Annotated in this window: 21 protein-coding genes; 12 read left to right on the top strand and 9 right to left on the bottom strand. The window is 73.7% G+C overall.

What is annotated here, in order from left to right; genetic code table 11:
* Window positions 1-153: 153 nt before the first annotated feature.
* The 5 genes from C4J65_RS28120 to C4J65_RS28140 all read left to right on the top strand — a co-directional run bounded on the left by C4J65_RS28120 (window position 154) and on the right by C4J65_RS28140 (window position 6891).
* Window positions 154-1044 carry an FAD binding domain-containing protein gene (locus tag C4J65_RS28120; protein ID WP_115744908.1) on the top strand — a complete coding sequence of 297 codons (891 nt, stop codon included), beginning with the start codon at window positions 154-156 and terminating at the stop codon, window positions 1042-1044.
* The gene (locus tag C4J65_RS28125) at window positions 1044-1634 is read left to right on the top strand and encodes a (2Fe-2S)-binding protein (protein ID WP_115744909.1); all 591 of its coding nucleotides are present in this window, start codon (window positions 1044-1046) and stop codon (window positions 1632-1634) included. Before C4J65_RS28120 ends, C4J65_RS28125 begins: the two co-directional genes overlap by 1 nt.
* A 2-nt stretch (window positions 1635-1636) precedes the next feature.
* Window positions 1637-4078 carry a molybdopterin cofactor-binding domain-containing protein gene (locus C4J65_RS28130; RefSeq protein WP_115744910.1) on the top strand — a complete coding sequence of 814 codons (2442 nt, stop codon included), beginning with the start codon at window positions 1637-1639 and terminating at the stop codon, window positions 4076-4078.
* Between the two features lie 151 nt (window positions 4079-4229).
* The gene (locus C4J65_RS28135) at window positions 4230-5687 is read left to right on the top strand and encodes an NCS2 family permease (RefSeq protein ID WP_115744911.1); all 1458 of its coding nucleotides are present in this window, start codon (window positions 4230-4232) and stop codon (window positions 5685-5687) included.
* A 52-nt stretch (window positions 5688-5739) separates the two neighbouring features.
* A complete protein-coding gene (locus tag C4J65_RS28140; protein WP_115744912.1) occupies window positions 5740-6891 on the top strand; it encodes an XdhC/CoxI family protein in 1152 nt (383 codons plus the stop codon).
* A 58-nt stretch (window positions 6892-6949) separates the two neighbouring features.
* Here the strand turns inward: C4J65_RS28140 and C4J65_RS36865 are convergent, their stop codons facing one another.
* Window positions 6950-7165: a hypothetical protein gene (locus tag C4J65_RS36865; protein ID WP_240330540.1), complete on the bottom strand. Its 216-nt coding sequence runs from the start codon at window positions 7163-7165 to the stop codon at window positions 6950-6952.
* Between the two features lie 300 nt (window positions 7166-7465).
* Here C4J65_RS36865 and C4J65_RS28150 point away from each other — a divergent pair, with 300 nt between their 5' ends.
* Complete coding sequence (locus C4J65_RS28150) at window positions 7466-7915, top strand: spore-associated protein (RefSeq protein ID WP_115744913.1); 450 nt, start codon at window positions 7466-7468, stop codon at window positions 7913-7915.
* Window positions 7916-8042: 127 nt separating this feature from the next.
* Here the strand turns inward: C4J65_RS28150 and sigJ are convergent, their stop codons facing one another.
* The 5 genes from sigJ to C4J65_RS28175 all read right to left on the bottom strand — a co-directional run bounded on the left by sigJ (window position 8043) and on the right by C4J65_RS28175 (window position 12297).
* Window positions 8043-9038 carry an RNA polymerase sigma factor SigJ gene (gene sigJ, locus C4J65_RS28155; RefSeq protein ID WP_162833392.1) on the bottom strand — a complete coding sequence of 332 codons (996 nt, stop codon included), beginning with the start codon at window positions 9036-9038 and terminating at the stop codon, window positions 8043-8045.
* A gap of 57 nt (window positions 9039-9095) precedes the next feature.
* Complete coding sequence (locus C4J65_RS28160; protein ID WP_115744915.1) at window positions 9096-9830, bottom strand: NAD(P)H-binding protein; 735 nt, start codon at window positions 9828-9830, stop codon at window positions 9096-9098.
* Between the two features lie 169 nt (window positions 9831-9999).
* Window positions 10000-10881: an endonuclease/exonuclease/phosphatase family protein gene (locus C4J65_RS28165; protein WP_205351081.1), complete on the bottom strand. Its 882-nt coding sequence runs from the start codon at window positions 10879-10881 to the stop codon at window positions 10000-10002.
* Between the two features lie 85 nt (window positions 10882-10966).
* Complete coding sequence (locus tag C4J65_RS28170; protein WP_115744917.1) at window positions 10967-11407, bottom strand: SRPBCC family protein; 441 nt, start codon at window positions 11405-11407, stop codon at window positions 10967-10969.
* A gap of 56 nt (window positions 11408-11463) precedes the next feature.
* The gene (locus tag C4J65_RS28175) at window positions 11464-12297 is read right to left on the bottom strand and encodes a polysaccharide deacetylase family protein (protein ID WP_162833393.1); all 834 of its coding nucleotides are present in this window, start codon (window positions 12295-12297) and stop codon (window positions 11464-11466) included.
* 166 nt (window positions 12298-12463) lie between these two features.
* Here C4J65_RS28175 and C4J65_RS37110 point away from each other — a divergent pair, with 166 nt between their 5' ends.
* Genes C4J65_RS37110 through C4J65_RS28190 form a run of 4 tightly spaced genes read left to right on the top strand, consistent with a single transcriptional unit; the run spans window position 12464 to window position 15295 of the window.
* Complete coding sequence (locus tag C4J65_RS37110) at window positions 12464-12586, top strand: hypothetical protein (protein ID WP_275898169.1); 123 nt, start codon at window positions 12464-12466, stop codon at window positions 12584-12586.
* Window positions 12583-13617, top strand: coding sequence for a glycosyltransferase (locus C4J65_RS28180; protein WP_115744919.1), 1035 nt, complete (start codon window positions 12583-12585; stop codon window positions 13615-13617). Before C4J65_RS37110 ends, C4J65_RS28180 begins: the two co-directional genes overlap by 4 nt.
* The gene (locus C4J65_RS36870; RefSeq protein WP_240330541.1) at window positions 13614-14063 is read left to right on the top strand and encodes a hypothetical protein; all 450 of its coding nucleotides are present in this window, start codon (window positions 13614-13616) and stop codon (window positions 14061-14063) included. The genes C4J65_RS28180 and C4J65_RS36870 overlap by 4 nt, the downstream gene beginning before the upstream one ends.
* A complete protein-coding gene (locus tag C4J65_RS28190) occupies window positions 14060-15295 on the top strand; it encodes a glycosyltransferase family 1 protein (RefSeq protein WP_115744920.1) in 1236 nt (411 codons plus the stop codon). Before C4J65_RS36870 ends, C4J65_RS28190 begins: the two co-directional genes overlap by 4 nt.
* A gap of 95 nt (window positions 15296-15390) precedes the next feature.
* On the opposite strand, the gene C4J65_RS28195 is transcribed toward C4J65_RS28190, so the two are convergent.
* Together C4J65_RS28195 and C4J65_RS28200 are read right to left on the bottom strand one after the other, a co-directional pair.
* Window positions 15391-16758 carry a hypothetical protein gene (locus C4J65_RS28195; RefSeq protein WP_115744921.1) on the bottom strand — a complete coding sequence of 456 codons (1368 nt, stop codon included), beginning with the start codon at window positions 16756-16758 and terminating at the stop codon, window positions 15391-15393.
* Window positions 16759-17105: 347 nt separating this feature from the next.
* Window positions 17106-17492, bottom strand: coding sequence for a hypothetical protein (locus tag C4J65_RS28200; protein ID WP_115744922.1), 387 nt, complete (start codon window positions 17490-17492; stop codon window positions 17106-17108).
* 340 nt (window positions 17493-17832) lie between these two features.
* On the opposite strand from C4J65_RS28200, the gene C4J65_RS28205 reads away from it, so the two are divergent.
* Together C4J65_RS28205 and C4J65_RS28210 are read left to right on the top strand one after the other, a co-directional pair.
* Window positions 17833-21648 (top strand): WD40 repeat domain-containing protein, encoded by a 3816-nt coding sequence (locus tag C4J65_RS28205; protein WP_240330542.1) that lies wholly within the window; start codon window positions 17833-17835, stop codon window positions 21646-21648.
* A 67-nt stretch (window positions 21649-21715) separates the two neighbouring features.
* Entirely contained in the window at window positions 21716-22822 is a 1107-nt protein-coding gene (locus C4J65_RS28210) for a winged helix DNA-binding domain-containing protein (protein WP_115746666.1), read from the top strand.
* Between the two features lie 356 nt (window positions 22823-23178).
* Here C4J65_RS28210 and C4J65_RS28215 read toward each other — a convergent pair whose 3' ends face one another.
* A complete protein-coding gene (locus C4J65_RS28215; protein ID WP_115744924.1) occupies window positions 23179-26010 on the bottom strand; it encodes a LuxR family transcriptional regulator in 2832 nt (943 codons plus the stop codon).
* Between the last annotated feature and the right edge of the window lie 80 nt (window positions 26011-26090).

The following is a 26090-nucleotide window of genomic DNA, read 5'->3' on the forward strand; positions in this document are numbered from 1 at the left end:
CCTGGTGGAGTACCCGACGGTGTACTGAGGCCATTCCACGTGAACAGCACATGAACGAGCCGGGCCCCCGGTACCCGCAGGTGGCTCAATCCGTACGCCCGATCAGACCCGCCCGAGCAATGCGCACCGATCAGACGAGGAAGAGAGCCGGTCATGGACTTCCTTCGCCCCGCCGGCTGGGAGGAGGCGCTCGCCGTGAAGGCCGAGCACCCCAGCGCTGTGCCGATCGCGGGCGGTACCGATGTGATGGTCGAGATCAACTTCGATCACCGCAGGCCCGAGTACCTCATGGACCTGGGCCGCATCGGCGACCTGGCCGAGTGGGAGGTCGGCGAGACCTCCGTACGGCTCGGTGCCTCCGTGCCCTATACACGGATCATGGAGAACCTGAGCACCGAGCTGCCGGGTCTCGCCCTCGCCTCGCACACGGTCGCCTCCCCGCAGATCCGCAACCGCGGCGGCGTCGGCGGGAACCTCGGCACCGCGTCCCCGGCCGGCGACGCCCACCCGGCGCTGCTCGCCGCGGGCGCCGAGGTCGAGGCCGCGTCGGTGCGCGGCGTGCGGCGCATCCCGATCGACGCGTTCTACACCGGTGTGAAGCGCAACGCGCTGGAGCCCGACGAACTGATCCGCGCCGTGCACGTCCAGAAGGCCGACGGACCGCAACAGTTCTCCAAGGTCGGCACCCGCAACGCCATGGTCATCGCCGTGTGCGCCTTCGGCCTCGCCCTGCACCCCGCCACCCGTACCGTCCGCACCGGCATCGGCTCGGCCGCGCCCACCCCGGTCCGGGCCACGGTCGCCGAGGAGTTCCTGAACGCGGCGCTCGAGGAGGGCGGCTGCTGGGAGAACGGGAAGACCATCACCCCGTCGGCCGTCCAACGGTTCGCGGACCTGTGCGCCGCCGCCTGCAACCCCGTCGACGACGTCCGGGGCACCGCGGACTACCGCCGCCACGCGGTCGGCGTCATGGCCCGCCGGACGCTCACCTGGACCTGGGAGTCGTACCGCGGCGCCCGCCGCACCACGGAAGGAGCCGCGTGATGCGCGTCAACCTCACCGTCAACGGACGTCCGCAGGAGGCCGACGACGTCTGGGAGGGCGAGTCCCTGCTGTACGTGCTGCGCGAGCGGATGGGGCTGCCCGGTTCCAAGAACGCCTGCGAGCAGGGCGAGTGCGGCTCCTGCACGGTCCGCCTGGACGGCGTGCCGGTGTGCTCCTGCCTGGTCGCGGCCGGCCAGGCCGAGGGCCGCGAGGTCGTCACGGTCGAGGGCCTGGCGGAGTCCGCCCGGCAACGCGCCGGGGGCGGCGCCGCCACCGGTGCCCGCGGCGCAGAGAGCGCCTCGCTGGACGCGGCACGGCGGTGGCAGGCCGGCGGGACCGACTCGCAGACCGGCGAGAACATCGAACTGGCCCCCGTCCAACAGGCGTTCATCGACGCCGGGGCCGTCCAGTGCGGCTTCTGCACCCCTGGACTGCTGGTCGCCGCCGACGAATTGCTGGAGCGCCATCCGAACCCGAGCGACGAGGACATCCGCGAGGCGCTGTCGGGCAACCTGTGCCGCTGCACCGGCTACGAGAAGATCATGGACGCGGTCCGCCTGGCCGCGGCCCGCCGGTCCGAGGAGGCCTGAGCATGGCTGCCAACGGCGCACCCACCGGCCTCACCCAGGGCGCCAGGACCAAGGGCGGCATCGGCGAGTCCACGCTCCGCCCGGACGGGGTCCTCAAGGTCACCGGCGAGTTCGCGTACGCGTCCGACATGTGGCACGAGGACATGCTCTGGGGCCAGATCCTGCGCTCCACCGTCGCACACGCCGAGATCGTCTCCGTCGACACGAGCGAGGCGCTGGCCACGCCGGGCGTCCACGCCGTCCTGACGTACGACGACCTGCCGACCGACGTGCGCCACTACGGGCTGGAGATCCGGGACACCCCGGTCCTCGCCCACGGCAAGGTCCGTCACCACGGCGAGCCGGTCGCGATCGTCGCCGCCGACCACCCGGAGACCGCGCGCCGCGCCGCCGCGAAGATCAAGGTGGAGTACCGGGAGCTGCCCGTCGTCACCGACGAGGCCTCCGCGACCGCCCCGGACGCGGTCCTCGTCCACGAGAACCGCACCGACCTCCCCCTCTCACCTCCGACAAGCTCCGGCGCCGGGGGGACCCCCGTCATCCCCCACGTCCCGCACCCCAACATCGTGCACCGCCAGCCGATCGTGCGCGGCGACGCCACCGCGGCCGCCGGGCGCGCCGACGTGATCGTCGAGGGCGACTACTACTTCGGCATGCAGGACCAGGCCTTCCTCGGCCCCGAGTCGGGTCTCGCCGTGCCCGGCGAGGACGGCGGCGTCGACCTCTACATCGCCACCCAGTGGCTCCACTCCGACCTGCGCCAGATCGCCCCCGTGCTCGGCCTGCCCGAGGACAAGGTGCGGATGACGCTGTCCGGCGTGGGCGGCGCGTTCGGCGGACGCGAGGACCTGTCGATGCAGATCCACGCCTGCCTGCTCGCGCTGCGCACCGGCAGACCCGTCAAGATCGTCTACAACCGCTTCGAGTCCTTCTTCGGCCATGTCCACCGCCACCCGGCCCGGCTCCACTACGAGCACGGCGCCACCCGCGACGGCCGGCTCACCCACGTGAAGTGCCGCATCGTCCTGGACGGCGGCGCCTACGCCTCCGCCTCCCCGGCGGTCGTCGGCAACGCCGCCTCGCTCTCGGTCGGACCGTACGTCGTCGACGACGTGGACATCGAGGCCCTCGCCCTCTACTCCAACAACCCGCCCTGCGGCGCGATGCGCGGCTTCGGCGCGGTCCAGGCGTGCTTCGCCTACGAGGCGCAGATGGACAAGGTGGCGGCCGAACTCGGCCTGGACCCGGTGGAGTTCCGCCGGATCAACGCCATGGAGCAGGGCACGCTCATGCCCACCGGACAGCCGGTCGACTCCCCGGCGCCGGTCGCCGAACTCCTGCGCCGCGTCAAGGCGATGCCGATGCCGCCGGAGCGCCAGTGGGAGTCCAGCGAGGGCGCCGACGTACGGCAGCTGCCCGGAGGCCTGTCCAACACCACGCACGGCGAGGGCGTCGTACGGGGCGTCGGCTACGCGGTCGGCATCAAGAACGTCGGCTTCTCCGAGGGCTTCGACGACTACTCCACGGCCCGGGTCCGCCTGGAGGCCGCGGGCGGCCGCCCCGTCGTCACCGTGCACACGGCGATGGCCGAGGTCGGCCAGGGCGGCGTCACCGTCCACGCGCAGATCGCCCGCACCGAGCTGGGCGTCAGCCAGGTCACCATCCGGCCCGCCGACACTCAGGTGGGTTCGGCCGGTTCGACGTCGGCCTCCCGGCAGACCTACGTCACCGGCGGCGCCGTGAAGCACGCCTGCGAGCTGGTGCGGGAACGGGTCCTGGAGCTCGGGCGCCGCAGGTTCGGCTCGTACCACCCCGCCTGGGCCACCGCCGAACTCCTCCTGGAGGGCGGCAAGGTCGTCACCGACGGCGGCGAGGTCCTCGCCGACCTCGTGGACGTCCTGGAGGACGAGGCGGTCGAGGTCGAGGCGGAGTGGCGGCACCGGCCGACCGAACCCTTCGACCGGCGCACCGGACAGGGCAACGGACACGTCCAGTACTCCTTCGCCGCGCACCGCGCCGTCGTCGAGGTCGACACCGAACTGGGTCTGGTCAAGGTGATCGAGCTGGCCTGCGCCCAGGACGTCGGCAAGGCGCTGAACCCCCTCTCCGTGATCGGCCAGATCCAGGGCGGCACCGTCCAGGGCCTGGGCATCGCGGTGATGGAGGAGATCGTCGTCGACCCCGTGACCGCGAAGGTCCGGAACCCGTCCTTCACGGACTATCTCCTCCCCACGATTCTCGACACGCCGGCCCTACCGGTCGACGTGCTCGAACTCGCCGACGACCACGCGCCCTACGGGCTGCGCGGCGTCGGCGAGGCACCCACCCTGTCGTCCACCCCGGCGGTCCTCGCGGCCATCAGGAACGCGACCGGGCTGGCGCTCGACCGCACGCCCGTACGCCCGGAACACCTCACCGGCACGGCGGGCGCCGACGGTACTTGAAGTACCACCAGCAAGACGATTGCCACCAGTACCACCAGTACCACCACACATGCGTTCGTCTCGGGCCGTCCCCCGGGTCGTGCATATCCCAAATCCCGCGGCCGCCCCAGCGGCCGGCCGGGTGCACCTATGAACCTTGGGAGACGACCCCATGACCCAGCAGTCAGTGGAGCCCGAGATCACCGCCGAAGACGCGGGCGCGGGCTCCCGCGTCCCCGGTGGACGGTCCTGGCTCGACCGGTACTTCCACATATCCCACCGAGGATCCACGGTCGCGCGTGAGGTGCGCGGCGGCATCACCACCTTCATGGCGATGGCGTACATCGTCCTGCTCAACCCCGTGATCCTTTCCGGCAAGGACGCCGCCGGGGACACCCTGGGGCAGAAGGCCCTGATCACCGCGACGGCGCTCGCCGCGGCGGTCACCACGCTCCTGATGGGCTTCGTCGGCAAGGTGCCGCTCGCCCTGGCCGCCGGGCTCTCGGTGTCCGGCGTGATCGCCGGACAGGTCGTCCCCCAGATGACCTGGCCGCAGGCCATGGGCATGTGTGTGATGTACGGCGTGGTGATCATGCTGCTCGTGGTCACCGGGCTCCGCGAGATGATCATGAACGCGATCCCGCTCGCCCTCAAGCACGGCATCACCATGGGCATCGGCCTGTTCATCGCCATCATCGGCCTGGTCAAGGGCGGCTTCGTCCACGCGGGCGAGGCGACCCCGCTCACCCTCGGCCCGGCCGGGGAACTCGCCGGCTGGCCCGTCCTGCTCTTCGCGGGCACGCTGCTGCTGATCTTCATGCTCCAGGCCCGCAACATGCCCGGCGCCATCCTGATCGGCATCGTCACCGGCACGATCGTCGCGGCGGTCCTCAACGCCACCGGGGTCATCGACCCCAAGCAGTGGGCCAACGGCGCCCCCGAACTGCACGGCAGCGCGGTCTCCATGCCGGACTTCTCGCTCTTCGGCGACCTGGAGTTCGGCGGCTGGGGCGAGGTCGGCGCGATGACCGTCGGCATGATCGTCTTCACCCTGGTGCTGGCCGGGTTCTTCGACGCGATGGCCACCATCATCGGCGTCGGCACCGAGGCCAAGCTCGCCGACGACAAGGGCCGCATGCCGGGACTGTCGAAGGCACTGTTCATCGACGGCGCCGGCGGTGCCATCGGCGGCGTGGCGGGCGGATCCGGCCAGACCGTCTTCGTCGAGTCCGCGACCGGCGTCGGCGAGGGCGCCCGCACCGGGCTCGCCTCGGTCGTCACCGGCGCGTTCTTCGCCGCCTGCCTCTTCTTCACCCCGATCACCGCGATCGTGCCGCAGGAGGTCGCCTCGGCGGCCCTGGTCGTCATCGGCGCGATGATGATGATGAACGCCCGGCACGTGGACTGGGCCGACCGGGCCACCGCGATCCCGGTCTTCCTGACCGTCGTCCTGATGCCGTTCACGTACTCCATCACGGCCGGTGTCGCCGCCGGAGTCATCTCCTACGTCGCCATCAAGGTCGCCCAGGGCAGGGCGCGGGAGATCGGCGCGTTCATGTGGGCCCTGACGGTGATCTTCGTCGTCTACTTCGCCCTCAACCCGATCGAGAGCTGGCTGGGCGTGCACTGACCGCCACGACGGGAACCCGTCACGTAACCCGTCGGCCGAGGAGGACCGGAAGATGCTGGACATCGCCGAAGAGCTGCACCGGTGGGTCGAGCAGGGGCGCGACTTCGCCGTGGCCACCGTGGTGGCCGTCGGCGGCAGCGCGCCCCGGCCGACCGGCGCCGCCCTCGCCGTGGACGCCGAGGGCACGGTGGTCGGCTCGGTCTCCGGCGGGTGCGTGGAGGGAGCGGTGTACGAGCTGTGCCGACAGGCCCTCCAGGACGGCGAGACCGTCCTGGAGCGCTTCGGGTACAGCGACGAGGACGCCTTCGCCGTGGGCCTGACCTGCGGCGGAGTCATCGACGTCCTCGTCACCCCCGTACGGACGGGCGACCCCGTCCGTCCGGCCCTGGCCGCGGCCCTCGCCGCCGCCGCACGCGGGGAGACGGCGGCCGTGGCACGCGTCGTGAGCGGCCCGGCGGCACTGCTGGGCCGCGCGCTCGTCGTCCGCGCGGACGGCTCCCGCACCGGCGGATTCGGTGGCCACCCCGAGCTGGACCGCACGGCGGCCGCCGAGGCGGGCGCCTTCCTGGACGCCGGGAGCACCGGCACGCTGGAGATCGGGGAGCAGGGCTCGCGCTGCGGAACACCGCTCACCCTGCTGGTCGAGTCCTCGGTCCCGGCCCCCCGCATGATCGTCTTCGGCGCGATCGACTTCGCGTCCGCGCTGGTCCGGATCGGCAAGTTCCTTGGCTACCGGGTGACGGTGTGCGACGCCCGCCCCGTCTTCGCCACCCCGGCCCGCTTCCCGGACGCGGACGACATCGTCGCCGAGTGGCCGCACGAGTTTCTGGCGCGCACCGCCGTGGACGCGCGCACGGTGCTGTGCGTCCTGACCCACGACGCCAAGTTCGACATCCCGCTGCTCCGGCTGGCGCTGCGCCTCCCGGTGGCGTACGTCGGCGCGATGGGCTCCCGCCGCACCCACCTCGACCGCGAGGCCCGCCTGCGCGAGGTTGGGGTGAGCGAGCTGGAGCTGGCCCGCCTCAGGTCGCCGATCGGTCTCGATCTCGGCGCCCGCACCCCCGAGGAGACGGCCCTGTCCGTCGCCGCCGAGATCGTCGCGACCCGCCACGGCGGCACGGGCACCTCCCTGACCGGCGCGCACACCCCCATCCACCACGACGGCCCGGCGGCCCCGACGGGGCGCATCGGGTCGGTGGCGTAGCGAGCCGGGGCTCCATGCCCTCCACCCGACAGCCACTGGCGTGCTCAGCCGGTATCAGCTACCACTTGACCTTGGTGGGAGTCCATCGTGCCGAAGGTCGTGACGTCGCGTAGCTCCACAGTGCGTACTGCCGCTCGTCGGCACTGCGATAGGTCTTGCCGAAACCGTTGTCGACAATCTCGGTCCAGCCCTCGCCCCGTCCGTAGTGGGCGAACAGCCGTTCGTTGCGGCGTGACGCCTCTGCTTCGGACTCCGCCGCGGTCTGGTAGATCACCTCATGCAGCCGACCGGGGGCCCGACGACTCGAGTTCGCCGGGGACCCGCACGTCGTCGGCGGCGCACAGCAACTCCAGCAACGGCAGGCCATCGGTGAGGTAGCCCATGAAGGAGCACCCTATGCCCTGCCCGGGGGATCAAGGAGTGTCCAGGACCGGTACGGCGGCGTGCCCTGGTGACTCCGGCCCCGTCCGCTGAGGAACTGAAGGAAGAGACCCATTCGGAGGACAACCAATCCCCCCTGCCCGTAGTCAGACCAGACAGGAGTAAATAACTCCAACGACCGCAAGGGGGAAATATGCGCATCACGCGCTCCGTTCTGTCCGCCACCGCCGTGGCGACCCTGGTCCTCGGCACCGCGACGGCGCTCGCCGCACCCGCGTCCGCCGCTCCCAACACCACACCCGAGAAGGTCTGCGGCAGCGGCTACAAGACCGTCAACTCGGCCGCCGTCGGCTCGCGCGGCACCGTCTACCTCACCTACAACGCCGCCAACGGCAAGAACTGCGTCGCGACCATCCGCAGCACCCCCGGCACCGCGACGGACATGTCCGCGTGGATCTACGTGCCCGACATCGAGGCGTACGACGAGGACTACGGGAAGTACACCTCGTACGCCGGCCCCACCTACGTCTACGGCAAGGCCCACTGCGTGGACTGGGGCGGCAGCATCGGCAACGTCAGCGTCCAGATCACCGGCTCCAACTGCGCCGCCCGCACCGAGCACAGGGTCACCACCGTCCGGTGATCCACCGCTCGTGACGGTCGCCGTCCGGCGGCGACCCACCACGGCGGCCTGCCACGTCCCCGACGCGGCAGGCCGCCCGTCGCCGTCACCTACCCCTTGTCGCGTCACACGGCCCGTCGGACAGGACCTAGCCGAGTGGCCAATTCGTCAGTTTCATCGGATTCAGCATCAGCCACACGTTCGTGACGTTTTCGTTGCAGACCTCAAAGGTGAGCATTCCGTACCGACGTCCTTCGTTTCGGAGAATGAATCCGAGGCCGTCAGCCGTGTCGCGTCGCTCGAGACGGAGAGCGGGCTGCTTGCGCATCACGCCCATGAACCACCGGGCCACATGGTCCGACCCACGGATGACCTGAGGCGCGGCATTGACGAAGCCGCCGCCGTCCACTCGTAGTTCGACGTCCGGAGCCAACACGCGGAGCAGGTCCTCGATGCCCCCTCCGGCGGTCGCGTCACGGAATGCCCGGACCGTCTCGTCGTGCTGGCGGGGAGAAACCCGTGCGCGTCTTCCTCGTCGAACGTGGCGGCGTGCGGACGTCGCCAACTGCCGTGTCGCCGCCGACGAACGGCCTACGACACCGGCGATCTCGTCGAACGGGACGCCGAACACGTCATGCAGCACGAACGTCACTCGCTCCGCCGGCGTCATGGCCTCGAGGACCGTCAGCAGTGCCATGCTGACGGCATCATCAAGGGTGACGCGTTCGAGCGGATCGGCTGCGAGCTGACCGGAGTTCAGGGACACCTTCGCCGTGTCCGCGAAGAGGTCGGCGGGAATGGGCTCCGGCAGCCATTGCCCGACGTACGTCTCCCGTCGTGCCCGCGCGGAACCCAGCAAATCGAGGGAGATGCGGCCGGCAACTCGAACCAGCCATGCGGCGGGCACGGCGATGTCGTCGCGTTCCTCGGGTGCGAGGCGGTACCACCTGACATACGTCTCCTGCACGACGTCCTCGGCGTCGGCCAGGGTGCCCGTCATGCGAAAGGCCAGCGACAGCAGACGATGCCGCTCCGACATGACCGAATCGAGAGCCCTTGATCCAGCCCGTTCGGCTCCAGTGAATTCCATGGATTCCTCGGATTCCCCGGGCTCCGTGGATTCCGCAGGAAGATCTTCCGACATGGGGCACCCTTTCCCCTGGGCGCGGCACGCCCAATCCGTTGCCTGTCACTATCGCATTCAGGCGGTGGGGATTCCTGAAACCGGGTACCGCACGGTGCCTGCCCGGTAGGAGCCGCGCGGAACCATGGCATCGAGGGGCGCCTGTCCGTCCACCGTCACCACCTCACGACCGTCTCCGCGATGGGCCAGAGTGGCACGGAAGAGGTCGTCGTGGTAGAAGCGGTCGGGTCCAGCGATCTCGACCGCACTTCCCGGCTCCGGCGTCGTGACAGCCTCGGCGAGCAGTTCGATGACCTCGTCCAAGGCGACGGGCTGGATGAACGACCTCGGAGCGAGAACTCTGCCGTCCACGGTGTGCTGGTCGATGAGGGCAGGAATGTAGCTCTGGAACTGCGTGGCCCGAATGATCGTGGCGGGGATCGAAGCGGATCGCACGGCCCTTTCCTGCGCTACCTTGCCGAGGTAGTAGCCGACCTCGGATGCGTCCCCTTCCCCGACGCCGACGATGGAGAGCACGATGTGATGACGCACGCCTGCCCGCTTTCCCTCCGCGGTCAGGTTGTCGATCGCTCCCTCGAAGAACGAGATGGCCCCCTCCGCATCGAAGCGGGGGGTGTTGAGGACGTTCACGATGGTGTCGACCCCGACGAGAGCCTCGGCGAGACCCTTGCCCGAGATGACGTCGACCCCGTCCTCAAGCCCTCCCGAGACCACCTCGATGCCCTTGGCCTCCAGGCTGTCGGCAAGGGGGGAGCCCACACGACCACGCCCACCTGCGATGAGAACCTTCATTTCCTCACTCCGTTCCGGGGCACCGGTCGCTGCCCTCGAACCATGACGACGCAGGCCGGAAGAATGTGAGGCCGAGAAGCAGAGCCTCGCCCCGTCGCTCCAAACCCGTGCGGCGGCGTCCGTGCGGGCCGGTGGCTCCGTCGCGTCGGGGGCTCCCCCCTCGTCGGGCTCAGTCCCGGCCGGGGGTCCTCCTGGGCAGGGACACGTCCGCGACCACCGGGCGGTGGTCCGAGGCCGTGGGCTCCTCCGGTACCGCGGTGTTCCGGATCCGTACACCCTTGCTCGCGGTCACGTAGTCGATGCGCTTGACGGGGGCCTCGGCCGGATACGTGGCGGGGGTCCCCGCTCCCGTGTCGCGCAGCTCCTTCCACAGGGGTGCCAGCTCGGGCGCCGAGGGCTCGGCGTTGAAGTCCCCCAGCAGGAACTGGTGCGCGCCCGGCAGCTCCGCCCGCTCCCGGGCCATGATCCGCCGGGTGTCGGCGACCTGGGCCCGGCGCACCGCCGGGTCCGCGCGGTAGTCGAGGTGGGTCACGAAGACCTGCACCGGAACCCCGCGCACCTTCAGCGTCACCTCGCCGAAGCCGGGCGCGGGGGCCGGCACCGGGTTCTCGTCCTGCGTGGACAGGCGCGTGATCTCGTGGTTCGTCGCGGAACGGACCGGGAAGCGGGACAGCACCGCCACGCCGTACTCGCGCCGGGGATCCCCCGCCGTCACGGGGTCGAGGCTGTAGATCGGCGCGAAGGACACCCGCATGCCGAGCCGCCGGGCCAGCTCCCCGGCCACGTCGAGCCCCTGACTGCGGGCTCCCCAGTGCACGTCGACCTCCTGGAGGCCGATCACGTCCGCGTCGAGGGCGCGCAGCGCGGCAGCCTGCCGGTCGAGGTCGAAGACGCCGTCCGAGCCCGCCCCGGCGTGGATGTTGTAGGTGGCGATGCGCAGCGGGACCGAGTGACCCCGGTCGGCGGCCGAGGCGGACGGTGCCGCCACGGCCAGGGTCAACAAAGCACCCGCGACGGACAGTTGGGTGAGAGTACGCGCTCTGAGAGACATGCCGGCACGGTACGCGGGAAACGGCGTCCGCGAGGCGTGCGGCGCGGTCCCGTCCGCGACCCGACTCCGGCCCGCAACCTCCGGTTCACGGGTGTCGCAGCAGGTGGTCGACCGTGCGGCCGAAGACGTGGCGCCCCGAGCCGGCGAGGAGGCCGTCGAGGAAGGGCGGGAGGAGCCGGACGTCCAGTTCCTCGCGCCACACGACGCGCGCCCGGCCGCCGGGCCCCGCCCCGACCTCGATCTCCGCCCAGCCCCTGACCACCCGGCCGCGCTTCTCCAGCCGGCACCGGCCGGGGGAGTCCTCCCGCGGCGGCCGCCAGACCGTCACCTCCATGGTGTCGTCGAAGGCGAGCGGCCCGGCCCCCGTGCGGGCCACGACCAGCGTGCCCCGGCGGGTGGGGCCGGGCGGGCCGGCGGTGACCCGGGTCAGCAGCACGGTGTCGCCGTGCCGCTCCCACCGGGTGAGGCGGCGCCAGGCCTCGTCCGGGACGAGCGGAACGGTGCGTTCGAGAGAGAAGACGGCCACGGGGCGATCGTGGCACGTCCGCCGGGGCCCGTCCGGCATGGTCCGCCGTACCCGCCCTAGCGGTAGACCTTGCCCGGCTCGGCCTTCCCCGGGGCCAGCAGCTGGGGGACCGTCACGAAGACGTAGCCCCGCTTCTTGAGCGCGTCGATGATCCCGGGCACGGCGGGCACGGTGCCGTCGTAGATGTCGTGCAGCAGGATGATGCCGTCCCGGGACGACTGGTCCAGGACCCGCTCGGTGATCAGGTCGGAGTCGTTCGTCTTGTAGTCCTTGGCGGTCACGGTCCACAGCACCTCCGCCAGACCCAGCTCGCGGGAGATGCGGTGCACCGTGTCGTCCGTGCGGCCCTGCGGCGGGCGCATCAGGGCCGGGCGCTCGCCCGTGAGGCGCTCTATCTCCTTGTTCGGGCGCTCCAGCTCCTCGCGTATCTCGTCCGGCTCGGCGTCCGTGAGGATCTTGTGCGTCCAGGTGTGGCTCGCCACCTCGTGGCCCTCGTCGGCCATGCGCCTGACAAGCTCGGGATATGTGTCGATATGCCGTTTGCCGAGCAGGAAGAAGGTCGCCGGGACCTGCTTCTCCTTCAGTATGTCGAGCAGCCGGGCGGAGTTCTCGCTCGGTCCGGCGTCGAAAGTCAGCGCGATGCACTTGGCGTGCGCGCAGTCCACGGTGCCGAGTCCGCCCGCGCGGGCCTGGGTGCCGCCCGTGCGGGCCCCGGCGTCGTCCGTGCGGGCCGCCTGGGTGCCGGCGGCATTGCGGACGGAGCTGGGCGACTCTGTCTCCAGCTTCGTGCAGCCGCTCAGCGCGAGGGTCAGCGAGGCGGCGGCCGCGAAGGTCGCGTGCACACGCAACCTGGTCCCCGTTTTCGTCATCTTCCTGGTCAGCGAAGGCATGCGAGGACTATACGCTGTGTGTATAGTCGCGGTTTATGGTACCCCCTCGCGTCAGATGTCGAATGTACGTTCGAGGTCGATCCCCCTTCTCGGGGAGTGACGTGTCTTCAAGGGTTTGAGGCAACCTCCTCGCGGCACCCGCGTCGCCGAGAGAGGAGCCCGCCCCATGCGCATCCTTGGTGTCCACGCCCTGCACGGAAAGCTGACGGTGAACTTCTCCGCCCGGGAGGTTCCGGAGCTGTCGGCGCGGTGGTTCCCGGAGCGGGCCGGAGCGCGGGCGTTCGCATGAGCACCGCCTCCGGAGCCGGCGGCCCGCGCACCGGCTACGCCGTCGTCGTCCCCACCCTCGTACGCGACACGCTGGCCGACTGCCTGGCCGCGCTGGTCGCCGCGCACGGTCCCGACCCGGACGAGATCGTCCTGGTCGACGACCGGCCGGCACCGGATGCCGACCCCGGCGCCCTGGAGCACGCCCTGACCGTCCTCGGCGACCTGCGGGAACGCACGGTGGTGCTGCGCAGCGGGGGCCGCGGGCCCGCAGCCGCCCGCAACACCGGTGTCCGCGCGGTCACCTCACCGTGGACCGCCTTCCTCGACGACGACGTCCAGGTCGGCCCGCACTGGTGCGACCAGCTGATCCAGGACCTCGCCGAGGCGGCGCCCGACACCGGCGCCGTGCAGGGCGTGATCGCCGTGCCGCTGCCGGGGGAGCGCCGCCCCACCGACTGGGAGCGCGACACCGCCTGTCTCGCGCAGGCCCGGTGGATCGCCGCCGACATGGCCTACCGCACCGACGTGCTGAAACAGGTCGGCGGCTTCGACGAACGCTTCACCCGCGCCTTCCGCGAGGACGCCGACCTCGCACTGCGCGTCCTCGACGCGGGCTGGCGCATCCGGCGGGGCCGCCGCACCACCCGCCACCCGGTACGCCCCGCCGCGCGCTGGGTCTCCTTGAAGCAGCAGCGCGGCAACGCCGACGACGCCCTGATGCGGCGGCTGCACGGTCCCGACTGGTGGGCCAAGGCGGTCGCGCCCCGGGGCCAGATCCGGCGCCACGCGGCGATCACCGCCGCCGGTACCGCGGCGCTCGCCCTCGCGGCGGCCGGACACCCCCGCGTCGCCGCCCTCGCCGGGGCCGGCTGGGCCGCGGGCACCGCCGAGTTCGCCTGGGTCCGCATCGCGCCCGGTCCGCGCACCGGGCACGAGATCACGACCGTGCTGATCACCAGCGTGCTCATCCCGCCCGCCGCGACCTGGCACCGGCTCAGCGGTCTCTGGCGCCACCGCGGCACCCCTGCCTGGCGGGAGGCGGCCGCATGAGCCGCGTGGGCAACCCGGTCAAGGCGGCCCTCTTCGACCGTGACGGCACCTTCCGTGACGGCACCTTCGACCGTGACGGCACCTTCCGTGACGGCACCCTCCTCCGCGACATCCCCTGCGACGCCGACCCGGAGCGGACCCGGCCGGTCGAAGGCGCCCGTGAGGCGGTGGCCCCGCCGCGCGCACGCGGCATCCGTGCCGGCGTCGCCGCCACCGAGGCAACCGAGGCCACCGAGACCGGAGTCACCGAGACCGGAGTCACAGGGGCCGTGCCGCCCGGCACCGGGGCGGTGTCCCACGGCATCGACGTACTGACCGACGCCGTACCCGACTTCCCCGCCGACCCGCCGCACGCGCGGGCGGCCGGTGTGGCGGTCCTGGCCCACTCCGGGCCGTCCCGCTTCCCGGCCGACCGGGAACGGCCGCTCGAGGAGGTGACCCGATGAGGATCGCCATGGTGTCCGAGCACGCGAGCCCGCTCGCCGCGCTCGGCGGCGTGGACGCCGGTGGACAGAACGTCTACGTGGCCCGTCTCGCCGAGGAGCTGGCGGGGCGCGGCCACGACGTCACGGTCTACACCCGCCGGGACGCCACCGACCTGCCCGACCGGGTGGCGCTGCCCGGCGGGGCGGTCGTCGAGCACGTGCCGGCCGGACCACCGGTGTCCGTTCCCAGGGACGAACTCCTCCCGCACATGCCCGCCTTCGGCGCCCACCTGGCCCGCGCCTGGGCCCGGGAAGGGCCCGACGTCGTACACGCCCACTTCTGGATGTCCGGCATGGCCGCGCAGATCGGCGCGGATCCGCACGGCATCCCCCTCGTCCAGACCTTCCACGCCCTCGGCACCGTCAAGCGGCGCCACCAGGGCATGCGGGACACCAGTCCCTACGAGCGCATCGGCATCGAACGGCAACTCGGCCGGGCCTGCCAACGGGTCCTGGCCACCAGCACCGACGAGGTCGACGAACTCGGCGACATGGGCGTCCCGCCCCGGCAGGTCTCCGTCGTGCCCTGCGGCGTGGACGCCGAGCACTTCCACCCCGCCGCCGACACCGGCCGCACCCCCGAGCGACACCTGCGGCACCGGTTGCTCGCCTGCGGCCGGCTCGTCCCCCGCAAGGGCTACGACCACGCCGTCCGCGCCCTGGCCCACATCCCCGACGCCGAACTCCTCATCGCCGGAGGCCCGCCGGCCGGCGCCCTGGCGGCCGAACCCGAGGCCCGGCGCCTGACCGGCATCGCCCGCCGCGCCGGCGTCGCCGACCGGGTCCGGCTGCTCGGCGCGGTCGACCCGGACGACATGCCCGCCCTGCTCCGCAGCTCCGACCTGGTGCTGTGCACCCCGGTGTACGAGCCGTTCGGCATCGTGCCGCTGGAGGCCATGGCGTGCGGCGTACCCGTCCTCGCCACCGACGTCGGCGGCCACCGCGACTCCGTGGCCGACGGCGTCACCGGCCGCCTGGTCGCCCCGCAGGACCCCGGGGCCGTCGCGGAGGCCGCCCGCGAAGTCCTCGCCGACGAACGGCTGCGCCGCCAGTACGGCAGGAACGGCCGCGAACGCGTCCTGCGGCACTACACCTGGGCACGCGTCGCCGACGGCGCCGAACAGGTGTACCGCCTGACCCGCGCCGAGCACGCGCGCACGTCGCCCGGCGCTGCCGCGGGGGTGACGTCCTGATGCCGCTGTCCAGCAGCGGCGCGGGCGAGGTACGGGTGCGGCGCCCACCGTGCGGGGGATCCGCCTGGTCGCCGTCCGCACGAGCCGTACGCCGGTCAGCGGCCGACCACCGGCCCGAAGGCGTCGCGCACGTCCCCGTCCGAGGGTGTGACGGCCATCCGCGACGGCAACGCGTCGAAGTACCGGAGGACGCCGGGGCAGCTCTCGCCGCCCATCTGCACCGTGCGGTCGACGACGAGCTTCCCGGTGCGCAGGGCGTAGCCCTTCACCCGGACCGCCAGCTTGTTGAACCTGACACTGCCGATCCGGCCGTTGTGGTCCCGGTACTGGCACGTCTCGACGACGTCTCCCGCCTCCGCCTCGTCGGCGCACACCACCAGGGAGGCGTGGGCCGTGTCGGTCCGCCACTCCTCGGGCAGCTTGTCCGTGTACTCGGTGTCGCCGACGAACACGGCGCGGATCCGGCCCTTGCGGTAGGCGGGGGCCTGGGAGTACTTCGCCGGTTTCCGGCAGTACCCGGAGCCCATGGAGTCCGCCGCCTCGACCAGCCCGCTGATCCGGTCCAGCTCGATCGCCAGCCCCGCCTTCCTGACCCCCGTGCGGGCCGCGTCCGCGTGGGTGTCGTCGGGATACTCGTCGAGCAGCCGCTGGTAGCGCTCGCGCGCGTCCGGCCAGTCCTCCGTGAACATGAAGTCGGCGGCGCAGTCCATCAGCGCCCCGGGGGCGACCCGGGCCGCGGTGGCGGCGGCGGGGCCGGTCAGGTCCTCGGGCCCGGCCGCGTGCTCCCGCAGCCAGTCCGCGATGGTCACGGTGAGGCAGCCGTCGTCGGTGGGCAGCCGGCCGAGGAAGCGGTCCAGCGTGGCCCGGACGGTCCGTTCGTTGCCGGACTCGCCGAGCACCGCGCCGAGCCGCCGGAAGCCGCTCTCCAGCGAGTCCAGGTCACCGGTCAGCCCGCCGCTGAGATAGCCCCCGGCCGTGTCCAGCCGCACGCACGCCTCGACCACCGCGTCCCCCCGGGCGGCCAACGGCGCGGCGACCAGCCGGTGCCGGAACTCCACCCCTTCCTGGGCGTCCGCGGCGGCCCCGCAGTCCCCGTCCGCGCGGGCGTCGGCGACCTCGTCCTGGACCCCCTGCGCGTCGAACCGCACCCACCCGGCGGCCGCCAGCACCGGCACGGTGAGGGCGAGCGCGAGCAGCCGCTGCGCGCGCCGGGGTCCGGCGCCCGGGTGCCGTCGCGCGAGCCACCAGCCGTGTCCGACGACCGTCGCCCACCACAGCACCACGAGCAGCTCGCACCATGTCTCCGCGCTCCGGTACGTCAGCCACAGCAGCGACGCCGTGACGACCGCGGCGGCCCAGAACAGCGCCCGGCGCCCCAGGATCAGGTAACCCGCCCCGAGCAGTGAGGCGTTGCCGACGGCCACCGCGAGCGGATCGGCCGCACGCGGCTCCCGGGGCGCCACCCGCCCGTAGTCCGGCGGGGGGTTCCAGGGCTCGGCCGGGTCAGTCCCGGGGTACCTGGTCTCGGCGGGGTCAGTCCCGGGGCACGGGGCCTCGACGGGGTCAGAACCCGGATCCGGGTACGTGGCCTCGGCCGGGTCAGTCCCAGGGTACGGGGCCTCGGCGGCGTCAGAACGCGGATCCGGGTACGCGGTTTTGGCGGGGTCAGGACCGGGACACGCGGCCTGGGCGGCGTCCGAAACAGGATGCGTGGTCTCGGCGGCGTCCGAAACAGGATGTGTGGCCTCGGCGGGATCAGGACCCGCATACGCGTCCTCGGGCGGGTCCGGTTCTTCGTGCGGCGGCTCGGTCATCCCGCGAACTCCTCGTCGGGCTCCCCGCTGCGGGCCCGCACGTACGCCTCCCCGGCCGGCAGGTACAGCAGGACCACGCCCGGGACGGCGAGCAGCGCGGCCAACAGCAGCGTGGTGCCGCCGTACAGCGGATCGTCCAGGGCGAACGGCGCGGCGACGACGAGGATCGCCGCGGTCAGACCGCTCACCGCGGTCCGGGCGGTGCGTCGGCCGCGGCCCGCCCGGATCGCGAACCAGAAGCAGACCGCCAGCAGCAGGAGCACCAGGGTCGCCGCGCCCTGCGGGCCGGCCGCCGTCGTCGCCGCGACCAGCGTCCCCAGCATCACCAGCACCACCGCCAGCGTCACGGTCCACGGCCGACGGGTCGCCGTCTCGGCGGTCATCGGATCACTTCCCTCATGTGCCTCGTCCGGACCTACGGGTGCGGGGTGGCGCGGCCGTGACGGACCCGGCGGTCGTGCCACCCCGCATTCCCCCGGTCACCGATTCCACCGCGGAACACCGTTGTTCAGCAGCCCGCACCCGGCACTGAACAATGCGGCGGGCCGCGCGGAGCGAACCGGAACCATGCGGACCCGGCGTGAAGACAGCGTGAACTCCCCGTGCGCCACCCCCCGACGAGCAGCCCGGAGCTTGCCGCCCACTGCCGCGCCTCCCTACCGTGGGCGCGCGGACGGGGACCGAGAGCGACGGCGGGGCGGGGCACACGTGGGCGGAAACGGAGTGGGACGCCGGGAGCGACGGCTGGATCCCGCGGCCGGACCGGTGGAGCGGTTCGCCGCCGAACTCCGCGCCCTGCGCGACGCGGTGGGGCGACCGACGTACCGGACGATGGCCGACAAGGTCCCGTTCTCGGTGACCGCCCTCTCGCAGGCGGCCGCCGGACGGCAGCTGCCCACCCTCGCGGTCACCCTCGCCTACGTCGACGTCTGCGGCGGCGACCCGGGGGAGTGGGAGCGGCGCTGGCGGGCGGCGAGCGCGGAGGCCGCCGCACTCGCCGGCGCCGACGACGAGACCCGCCCGCCCTACCGGGGCCTGACCCGCTACGAACCGGACGACGCCGCCCTGTTCTTCGGCCGCGACCGACTCGTGGACCGGCTGGCCGGACTGACTCGCGAGCACCGTTTCACCGCCGTCTTCGGCCCCTCGGGCAGCGGCAAGTCCTCCCTGCTGCGGGCCGGCCTGATCCCCCGCCTGCGCACCCCCGGAACCGGCGCCGACGCACCCGCCGCCCCCGCGGCCGTCCGCATCCTCACCCCCGGCGCGACGCCGGTGACCACCCACGCGGACCGGCTCGGCCCGGTGCCGGACACGGACGCCGACACCTGGCTGATCGTCGACCAGTTCGAGGAGCTGTACACCCTCTGCGCCGACCCGGCCGAGCGGAACGCCTTCGTCGACCGGCTCCTGACCGCCACCGGCCCCGGCAGCCGGCTGCGTGTGGTGGTCGCCGTACGCGCCGACTTCCTCGGGCGGTGCGCCGAACACCCCGGACTCACCGTTGCGTTGCAGGACGCGACCCTGCTGGTCGGCCCGATGAGCCGGGAGGAGCTGCGGGAGGCCGTCGTCCGCCCGGCCGCCGCGGCCTCCCTGGTCGTCGAACGCGCCCTGACCACCCGGCTGCTGGACGAGGTCGAGGACGCGCCGGGCGGACTGCCGCTGATGTCGCACGCGCTGCTGGAGACCTGGCGGCACCGCACCGGCCGCACCCTGACCGTGTCCGGTTACGAGGCGGCCGGGGGCCTGCGCGGCGCCGTCGTCCGCACCGCCGAGGAGCTGTACGGCGAACTCACCGCGCCCCAGGCCGACCTGGCCCGCCGGATCCTGCTGCGGCTGGTCGCCCCTGGCGACGGCACCCCCGACACCCGGCGCCCCGCCGAGCACGCGGAACTCGACCTCGGCGACCCCGACGGCACCCGCACCGTGCTGGACCGGCTGGTCGCCGCCCGGCTGCTCACCTTCGACGACGGCACGGTCGAACTCGCCCACGAGGCCCTCATCACCGCGTGGCCGCGGCTGCGCGGCTGGATCGACGCCGAACGCGACCGGCTCCGCGTCCACCGCGCCCTCTCGGAGGCCGCCCGCACCTGGCTGACCCTCGGCCGGGAGAACGCCGCGCTCTACGCCGGCTCACGGCTGGCCGCCGCCCGCGAGGCCTTCGCCCGGGACCACCGGGGCGGAGGGCCGGTGCCGGGTGAACTGACGCCGGTGGAGGGCGAGTTCCTGGCCGCGTCGATCCAGCGGCGGCGGCGCGCGGTGTGGATCGGACGCGGGCTGTCGGCCGTCCTCGCCCTGCTGGTGCTGGTCGCCTCGGCCACCGCCGTCGTGGCGCTCAGGGCGCGGGCCACCGCCCAGGCCGAGCGGGACGACGCCGTCTTCGGCCGGATCACCGCGGAGGCCGACCGGCTGCGCGAGACCAACGCCGCCCTCTCCGCCCGGCTGGACGTCGCCGCGCTCGGCATGCGCTCCACCCCCGAGCTGCGCACCGCGCTCACCACGGACACCGGCCGGGTGCTGTCCACCCGGCTGTCCGGACACGACGACATCGGCAGCGCCGTGGCCTTCGCCCCGGACGGCCGCACCCTCGCCAGCGGCGGCCACGACGGCACCGTACGGCTGTGGGACACGGCCGGGTCCGGCGAGCAGCTCGGGGAGCCGCTGCGGATCGCCGGCGGCCCGGTGGGCGCGGTGGCGTACGCGCCGGACGGCACCGTGCTGGTGGCGGCCGGGCACAACGGCGGCATCCGGTTGTGGGACACCCGGGACCGCACCCGGCCCCGGCCCCTGGGCGCCCCCCTCGTCAGCCACGCGGGCGAGTCCGTCACCTCCGTCGCCTTCGCCCCCGACGGCCGCACCCTCGCCACCGTCGGCGACGACGGCACCCTGCGTCTGTGGGACCTCACCGACCCCGCCCGGCCCGCACCGATCGGCGCACCGGCCCGCGCCGACGCGCGCAGCGTCCGGGACGTCGCCTTCGCCCCGGACGGCCGCACCCTGGCCACCGCCGGGCACGCCGGAACCGTACGGCTGTGGCGCCCGGACGGTGCCGCCGGACCGGTCCCGCTCGGCGAGCCCCGGCACGCGCACGACGCGGCGGTCTGGTCGGTGGCGTTCTCCCCGGACGGCGACACCCTCGCCACCGCCGGCTACGACGACACGGTGCGCCTGTGGGAGGTGTCCGACGGGGGCGGAACGGCTTCCGGTGGGCCGGCCTCCGACGGCCTGCGCCCGCTGGGCGAACCGCTGACCGCGCACACCGCCGCCGTGTGGTCGGTGGAGTTCAGCCCGGACGGAGACACGCTGGCCAGCGCCGCGCAGGACGACACCGTCATCCTGTGGAACGTGGCCAACCCCGCCTACCCGCACCGGATCGGCGAACCGCTGACCGGGCACACCGAGGGCCTGTGGGACCTGGCCTACGGCCCGGACGGCCGGACCCTCGCCACCACCGGCGCCGACCACAGCGTCCGCGTGTGGCACCTGCCGGACAGCGTCCTGACCGACTTCACCAACCCGCTCACCTCCGTGGCCTACGACCCCACGGGCAGGCTGCTCGCCGCCGCCAGCACGGACGACGCCCTGGTCCGGCTCTGGGACGTCGGCCGACCGGGGGCCCCGCGCCCGCTGCCACGCCCCCTCACCGGCCACGAGGCCCCCGTCCTGACCGCGGCGTTCGCGCCGGACGGCCGTACCGTCGCCTCCGGCGCCGAGGACGGCACGCTACGGCTGTGGGACGTCTCCGACCCGTCCCGGCCGCGCCCCGCGGCCACCGTCCCGGACGCCCATCCCGGCGGCGTCCTCACCGCGGCCTTCGCCCCCGACGGCCGCACCCTCGCCACCGGCGGCGTCGACGAGCGGGTCCGCCTGTGGGACGTCTCCGACCCCGACGACGTGCGCCCCGTCGGCACGCCGCTGACCGGCCACACCGACTGGGTCGGCTCCGTGGCCTTCGCCCCGGACGGGCGCACCCTCGCCACCGGCAGCCAGGACAAGACGGCCCGGCTGTGGGACGTGCGCGACCGCGACCGGCCCCGACCCGTCGGCGAACCCCTGACCGCCCACGGCGACTGGGTCAACGCGGTCGCCTTCGCCCCCGAGGGCCACGTCCTCGCCACCGGCGGACGGGACCGTACCGTACGGCTCTGGGACGTCACCGACCCCGGCCGGGCCCGCCCGCTGGGCGGCGAACTGACCGGCCACCGCGGCGGCGTCACCTCGGTCTCCTTCGCCCCGGACGGCCGCACCCTCGCCAGCGGCGGCGAGGACCACGCGGTCCGCCTGTGGAACGTGGCCGACCCCGGCCACGCCGAGGCCTACGGCACCGCGCTCACCGGCCACCTGGACACCGTCACGTCGGTCGCCTTCGCGCCCGGCGGCGACACGCTTGCGTCGGTGGGCAACGACCTGACGGCCAGGATCTGGACACTGGACACGGACCGGGCGCTCCGCCAGGTCTGCGACCGCACCGGCGGCGACCTCACCCCCACCCGCTGGTCCGAACTTCTGCCCCGACTGCCCTACCGGAGCACCTGCGGGTAGGGCAGCGCCACGGACGGGCCGCCATCGAGGACAGAACCTGTCCTCGATCCCCGCTACCGTGCACGACATGACGACCAAGGCAGGAACGACCGGCCCCGTCCTCGGCATCCGGGCCCTCAACCGCGCCACCCTGGCCCGCCAGTTGCTGCTGCGCCGCGCGGCGATGTCCGCCGAGGCCGCCGTCGCGCACCTCGTCGGGCTCCAGGCCCAGAACGTGAAGCCCCCGTACTACGCGCTCGCCGCCCGCCTGGAAGGCTTCACGCCCGAGGATCTGTCCGGGCCGATGGCCGACCGCCGCGTCACCCGCCTGGTCACCCTGCGCTCGACCATCCACACCCACACCGCCGATGACTGCCTCACCCTGTACCCACTGGCGCAGGCCGCCCGGGACCGGGAGCTGAGGACCTTCCGCAAGGGTCTGGCCGGCGTCGACCTCGACCGGCTGGCCCGCCTCGCCCGGGAACTGGTCGAGGCCGAGCCGCGCACCCTGGGGCAGTTGCGCGAGGCCCTCGGCGCCGAGTGGCCCGACGCCGACCCACTGGCCCTGTCCGTCGCCGCCCGCTGCCGGCTCCCGCTCGTCCAGGTGACGCCCCGCGGTCTGTGGGGCCGGAGCGGTCAGGTCACGCTCACCACGGCCGAGCACTGGCTCGGCCGCCCGGCACGCCCGGCGCCCGCACCCGACGACACCGTGCTGCGCTACCTCGCCGCGTTCGGACCCGCGTCGGTCAGGGACATGCAGACCTGGGCCGGTGTCACCCGGCTCCGGGACGCCTTCGAGCGGCTGCGCCCCCGTCTCGTCACCTTCCGGGACCCCGGCGGCACCGAACTCTTCGACCTCCCCGACGCGCCGCGTCCCGACCCGGACACCCCGGCCCCGCCGCGCTTCCTGCCCGAGTTCGACAACCTGCTCCTCTCCCACGCCGACCGCACCCGCGTCGTCCCGCCCGAGCACAAGGGCCGCACCTGGAAGAAGAACCAGGCCTACCGCGTCCTGCTCGTCGACGGCTTCGTGGCCGGACTGTGGAAGCTCGAGGACGACGCCCTGGTCGTCGAGGCCTTCGACCGTCCCTCGAAGCGGCGGCGCGACGAGATCGCGGCCGAGGGCGAGCGGATGCTCGCGACGATGCACGCCGGGACCGCGTACGACATCCGCTTCGGGACGATACGCGGCTGACCGGACTCCCACGCGGGGGCAGACATGGAAAGGGAGCGTTGCGGGCCGCTCGTGGAGGCCCGCAACGCCCCCTGGTCTTGCGCCTGAGGGGTACTCAGGGGGTCATACGGCGGCCGGTCTGGAGCGGGTGAGCCCGGACATGAGTCTCCTCAGGTGGTAGCCGGTGGGGGGTCGCACGGGCGTGGGGGGTTGGACGGGGGTCTCGGGACAGACCCCCGTTTGCCCGGGCGAGCGGCACATGCTCACGCTAGAACCGGCGGTCCGGACCGCCCAATGAGGGAACCCCCTAGGCGCGTCGGGCAGGGAAAACCCTCGGTTTACCGCCGGTAAACCCGCCCGTTGGCGGCAGGCCCTCGTCAGTCGGGGCGCCGGCCCGCCGCCAGGCGGACGATGTCGACCCGGGACCGGATCCCCAGCTTGCGGTAGACGCGCGTGAGGGTCGCCTCGACGGTCTTGACGCTGACGAACAGCCGGGCGGCGATCTCCCGGTTGGTCGCGCCCTCCATCACGAGCGCGGCCACCTGACGCTCCATCGAGGCCAGCCCCGCCAGACCGTCCGGCTCGACGGCCGGCACCGGGGCCGGTCCGGACGCCCGCACCGCGACGGCGGCCTCCACCCGCCGCAGCCAGGACAGCGCCCGGCACCGCCGGAACAGCCGCGCCGCCTCGTCGTACGACGCCGACTCCGGGGCCCGCCCCGGCCGTTCGGCGTGCAACTCGGCCAGCGCGAAGACCGCCCGGGCCTCCTCCAGGCCGAACCCCAGCCCGGCCAGCCGCTCCCGCGCCGACGTCAACCGTGCCACGGCCGCCCGGTGTTCGCCCCGCGCCGCCCGCACCAGCGCCTCGGACCGGTCGAGGACGGCGAGCACGCTCTGCCGCCCGAGTCGCAGCGCGTGCGCCCGGGCGACCTCGATGACGTCCATGGCCTCGGCCGGCTCCCCGGTGCGCACCAGCGCCTCCGCGAGATCGCCCTGCCACCGGCCGCGCGCCGGGTCGGTGATGCCCGCCCCCGCCTCCAGCTCCCGCACCCGGCGCAACGCCCGTACGGCCGCCGCCGCGTCGCCCGCCACCAGGTGCGCGTGACCGAGCGCGGCCAGCGCCCGCGACAGGTACACGGCGTCGCCGTCGCCCTCCGACCGCCGTACCGCCTCCCGGGCCAGCTCCAGGGCCCGGTCGGGGTCGCCGCCCGCGGCCTCGGCGAGCGCGGCCTGCATCGCGCCCGCGCCCTCCCCGATGCCCGCGTCGCGCGCCAGGGTGAGGCTCTCCCGGGACAACTCCAGGGCCCGGCCGCAGTGGCCGGAGTGCAGTTCGGTCTCCGCGAGGAAACGCAGGTAGTGGACCTCGCTCTCGGCCATGCCGCGCCGGCGCACCTCGCGCAGCAGCGCGGTGACGGTGGTCCGCGCCTCGGTCAGCCGGTCGCTCATCACCAGCCACCGGAACCGGGAGGAGCCGGCCCCGTTGTGATGGCACGCCACCCGCGGGTCCTGCGGCTCCTGGAGCGCCCGCTGGATGGTCGCCGGAGCACCCGGATGACCCATCAGCGTCTCCGCCTGCGCCTGGAACGCGAGCGCGAGCAGCTCGGTACGCCGGTCCCCGGCCCGCGCCGCCAGCCGGGCCGCGTGCGCGGCCTCCTCCCGGCCCTGGGCGAAGTCGCCCTGCACCACCAGGGAGCGCCAGGCCAGCTGGTAGTGGACCAGGGCGAGCAGCCGGGGATCGTCGCCCGCGTCCGCCAGGGCCTGCGGGAAGACCGCGTCGACCTCGCCGATGGCCTGCCCGGCCGCCTCGATCACCGCCATCCAGGCCCGCACCCGCTCGCCGGGCGCGGTGGCCCGGGTCAGCACCTCGCGGGCGACGTCCCGGGCCAGGTCCTGCTCGCCGGCGGTGATCGCGTCCTCGGCGGCCGTCAGCCGGCGCTCGTCCGGACCCGGCGTGCCGTCCGCCGGAGTGTGGCGCGCGGCGAGCAGCCCCAGCGAGGCGGCCACCGACGGCGCGCCGCGGTCCCGGGCCAGCGCGGCGGCCTCCGCCAGCCGGGCCGCCACCTGCGGGTCGGTGCCGGTGGTGGCCAGCGCCAGGTGCCGGGCGCGCTCGATCGGGTCGGAGGCGGCCGTGGACAGCGCCGCGTGCGCGGCCCGCCGCTCCGGCGCCGGAGCCTCGGCATACAGCGCGGCCGAGATCAGCGGGTGCGCGAACCGTACGGTCGGGCCCTCCGGGTCGGGCGTCAGCAGCCCGAGCGCCGCCGCCTGCGCGGTCTCCGCCTCGGCGTTCTCCCGGCCGGCCGCGCGCAGCAGCGCCGGGGTGGGGCGGGCGCCGGCGCTGGCCACCAGGAGGGTGCGGCGCGCCTCGCCCGACAGCATCTCCAGGCGGGACAGGACCAGGGCGCGCAGCGAGGTCGGCACCGGCAGCGGCTCGCCCGGACGGGGAGCGGCGGGACTCTCGGCCAGGGCCCGGCCCAGCTCCAGGGCGAACAGCGGGTTGCCGCCGCTGGTGCGGTGGATGTCCCGGACGGTGGAACGGTGCAGGCCCGAGTAGCCGCGTTCGTCGAGCAGCGCCGACACCTGGGCCCGGGTCAGCGGCCCGAGGCGCACCGCCCGGGTGTCCGGCGGGGAGGCCCGCAGATGGCGGTCGTACTCGGCGTCGTCCGTCTCGGGCCCCTCGGTGCGTACCGCGCACAGCAGCCGTACCGGGGTCTCGCCCAGGCGGCGGGCGGCGAAGCCGAGGAGTTCCGCGCTGGCCGGATCGAGCCACTGGAGGTCGTCGGCGACGACGAGGACGGGCCCCTCGGCGGCGAGGGCGCGCAGCGCGGACAGCACGGCCAGCCGCAGCGCCAGACCGTCGCGCTGGAGGGTGGACTCGCCGCGGCCGGTGAGCGCCGACTCCAGTGCGGTGCGCTGGGCGGCGGGCAGCGCCCCGGAGACCTCGTCCAGGACCTGGCCCAGGAGGTCGGCCAGGGCGAGGAAGGGGAGATGGGATTCGGACTCGGTCGCCGAGCAGCGCAACACGGTGCGCGCCGTGCGGGCGTATTCCGCGGCCAGGGTGCGCAGGACCGTCGACTTTCCGATTCCGGCGGGACCGTGCAGCAGCACACTGCCGCCCCGGGCGAGCTGCTCACGCGCCGCACCGAACGGCCCCTCCCGCCCGATGACCAGGTCGGAGCGGCATCCGGCAGCCTCCGCGAAGTCCCGTGGCACGGTGACCGCTCCCCTCCGTGTGGCGTGTCCGGGCCAATATTAGGCAACGGCGCATCGCGTTACGGAGGGTCGGCGAGGTG

It is taken from the genome of Streptomyces sp. CB09001 (assembly GCF_003369795.1).
Lineage (GTDB): Bacteria > Actinomycetota > Actinomycetes > Streptomycetales > Streptomycetaceae > Streptomyces.